The organism is Bradyrhizobium sp., assembly GCF_019242285.1.
In the GTDB taxonomy this organism is placed as follows: domain Bacteria; phylum Pseudomonadota; class Alphaproteobacteria; order Rhizobiales; family Xanthobacteraceae; genus Bradyrhizobium.
This window is the reverse complement of the sequence record NZ_JAFAVV010000024.1, coordinates 1-2,546: the sequence shown is the minus strand read 5'-3', so window position 1 is coordinate 2,546 and position 2,546 is coordinate 1. Positions and strand designations below refer to the sequence as shown.

General features: G+C 63.2%; 3 protein-coding genes. All 3 read right to left on the bottom strand.

All coding sequences use genetic code 11. The features are described from left to right. Window positions 1-1,067 (bottom strand): transaldolase (tal, locus tag JOY90_RS01260; protein WP_291689362.1); only part of this gene is annotated, 1,067 nt, incomplete at its 3' end. Between the two features lie 13 nt (window positions 1,068-1,080). Next, window positions 1,081-1,758: an HAD family hydrolase gene (locus JOY90_RS01255; protein ID WP_291689361.1), complete on the bottom strand. Its 678-nt coding sequence runs from the start codon at window positions 1,756-1,758 to the stop codon at window positions 1,081-1,083. Window positions 1,759-1,800: 42 nt separating this feature from the next. After that, window positions 1,801-2,546, bottom strand: a 746-nt coding sequence (locus JOY90_RS01250; RefSeq protein ID WP_291689360.1) for a transketolase C-terminal domain-containing protein, incomplete at its 5' end; no start/stop codon positions are given.

Here is a 2,546-nt window from a genome sequence, read left to right as displayed (position 1 = left end):
CAGCTCTTCGCGAAAGAGGCCAATCCCTGTTTCTCCAGGTCGTCTACAACATCTTCAAAGTCGATCCCGATCGCCGCTAAGTCACGGAACACGCTGCGTGCCGCATCGTATGTGCCCTGAACGGCATTGCCCCGAACGCGGCCATGGTCCGCTACGGCATCCAACGTCGCTGCCGGCATCGTATTCACGGTATCCGGCGCCACCAGGTCCACCACATATCGCGTGTCGTCGTAAGCCTTGTCCTTCACGCCGGTTGATGCCCAGAGCAGGCGCTGCATCTGCCCGCCCTGCTCTTGAAGGGCCTGCCACCGTGGGGATCTCAGAGTTTCCTCATAAACCTCGTAGGCGAGCTGTGCGTTCGCGGTCGCTGCCTTGCCCCGGAGCTGGGCTGCCTCGGCCAAGCCGTCGCGCACCATCGCATCGAGCCGCCGGTCGACTTCCACGTCGATCCGACTGACGAAAAAAGACGCCACGCTTTCCAGTCCATCAAGCGACCCGCCGTGGGCCAACCGACGTTCCAGCCCATCAAGGAAGGCCTCGATCACGGCGCGATAGCGCTCGACCGAGAAGATCAGGGTGACGTTGACGGATATGCCCGCAGCCAAGGTCTCGCTGATTGCCGGCAAGCCGGCGAGTGTCGCAGGAATCTTGATGAACAAATTGGGCCGGTCCACCAGCCACCACAGCCCGCGGGCCTCCGCTGCCGTGCGCGCGGCATCCTGAGCGATACGGGGATCGACCTCGATCGACACGCGGCCGTCGCGTCCGCCCGGGCGGGCCGCAACGGGCTGCAGCACGTCGCATGCGGCCCGAACGTCCCATGCGGTCAGCAGCCGCACCGCCTCGCTCACCGCCGTGCCGCGCAACGCCAAGTCGCGCACCTGCTTCTCGTACCCGGACCCGGCACCGATCGCCTTGGCGAAGATGGTTGGGTTGGTGGTGATCCCTACGACACCCCGATGCTCGACTAGCCCGGCCAGCTCGCCCGACTGGATGCGGACGCGGCTGAGATCGTCCAGCCAGATGGATACACCGGCGTCGGCAAGATGGTGCAAGGCGTCGACCATGCTGATGTAACTCCTATGAGGTGGTTTCGTTGGATGCCAGCGGCGACGCCCTAAAACAGGCGAGCAGCGCCGCTGGGCCAGGGTAGACCGCAACGCAGCCACCCTTACGCAGCTCGGCTTCAGTGAAGCCGCCGCAAAGCAGTCCGATCGTGGAAATCCCAGCCTTGCCCGCCGCCGCCGCGTCGTAAGGCGTGTCTCCAATGGCGACAGTCTCTGGGCCCGCCATGCTCAATTTCTTCAAGGCGACCTGGAAAATGTCGGGAGCCGGCTTGGACTGCTCTGCGTCCTCGGACGATGTTGCGACATCGATCAAGTCCCGGGCGCGAGCAATCTCAAGGTAGACTTCGAGCTCGCTGGCTTTGGCGGAAGACGCGATGGCCACCTTCAGACCAGCATCGCGCACCCGCTGCAGCAACTCCGGGACCGCCGAGAACGGCCGCACGAGAGACAGGTACTTCGACTTGAAAAGTTGGCTGCGCCATTCTTCCATTTCCTTGCCGTGATCTCTCTGTTCGGCTTCGGAGAGGAACACGGGAACAAGTTGATCACCGCCTTTGCCAATCTGGCTGCGGCACTCTTCGAAGGTCACATGATGGCCGAAGCGTTCAAGCGCTTCCTGCCAAGCGCCGGCGTGAAAGTCGACGGAATCGACGAGTGTTCCATCCACGTCAAAAATGGCGGCCTTAGGCATGAGAATTCCAATTCCGACTGTTAAGTTTGGGTGGGACTTCGCCTATCCAGCATGGATCGAGTAACCGTCCGCTGCTTGCAGACTGTCATGGGCGGCCCGTACGACCGCTGCAGTCGTGATGCCGAATTTGTCGTAAACGTCAGCAATCTTCCCAGACTCGCCGAACCCGTCCATCCCGACAAAGCGGCCATGGAAGCCGAGATATCGATCCCAGCTCATCCGCACTGCTGCTTCGACCGCCACGCGCGCGAGAGCGTCGCCGAGCACGGTCCGTTGATAAGCGGTGTCTTGCTCGCCGAAGATCCGCGCGCATGGCACGGATACGACAGCGGTCGGCACGCCTTCATCCTGCAAGACGGTACGCGCCTGCACGGCCAAATGCAGTTCGGAGCCTGTGGCCATAAGGGTCAGCTTGCGTGCGCCGCCATCTGCTTCCAGCAAGACATAGGCGCCCCGGGCTGACTTGTTCTCCGTGCCCGCCCCACGCCGCAGCAGCGGCATCGGTTGACGAGACAGCGCCAACAGCGCCGCGCGCCGCGGGTTGTCCAGGACGTTCTCCCAGCATTCTGCGGTCTCGACCGCGTCGCCAGGCCTGTAGACGGCCAAATGCGGGATGGCCCGGAGAGCCGATAGGTGCTCAACCGGCTGGTGGGTCGGCCCGTCCTCGCCGAGCCCGATGGAGTCATGGGTCATGACGAAGATCGTGCGGATGTCCATCATCGCCGCGAGACGGATGGCCGGGCGGCAGTAGTCCGAGAAGCACAGGAAGGTCCCGCCGTACGGGATCA

Excerpts from the sequence above, each read along its gene's own strand:
- JOY90_RS01255 (WP_291689361.1), bottom strand. The coding sequence starts at position 1,758 with ATGCCTAAGGCCGCCATTTTTGACGTGGATGGAACACTCGTCGATTCC.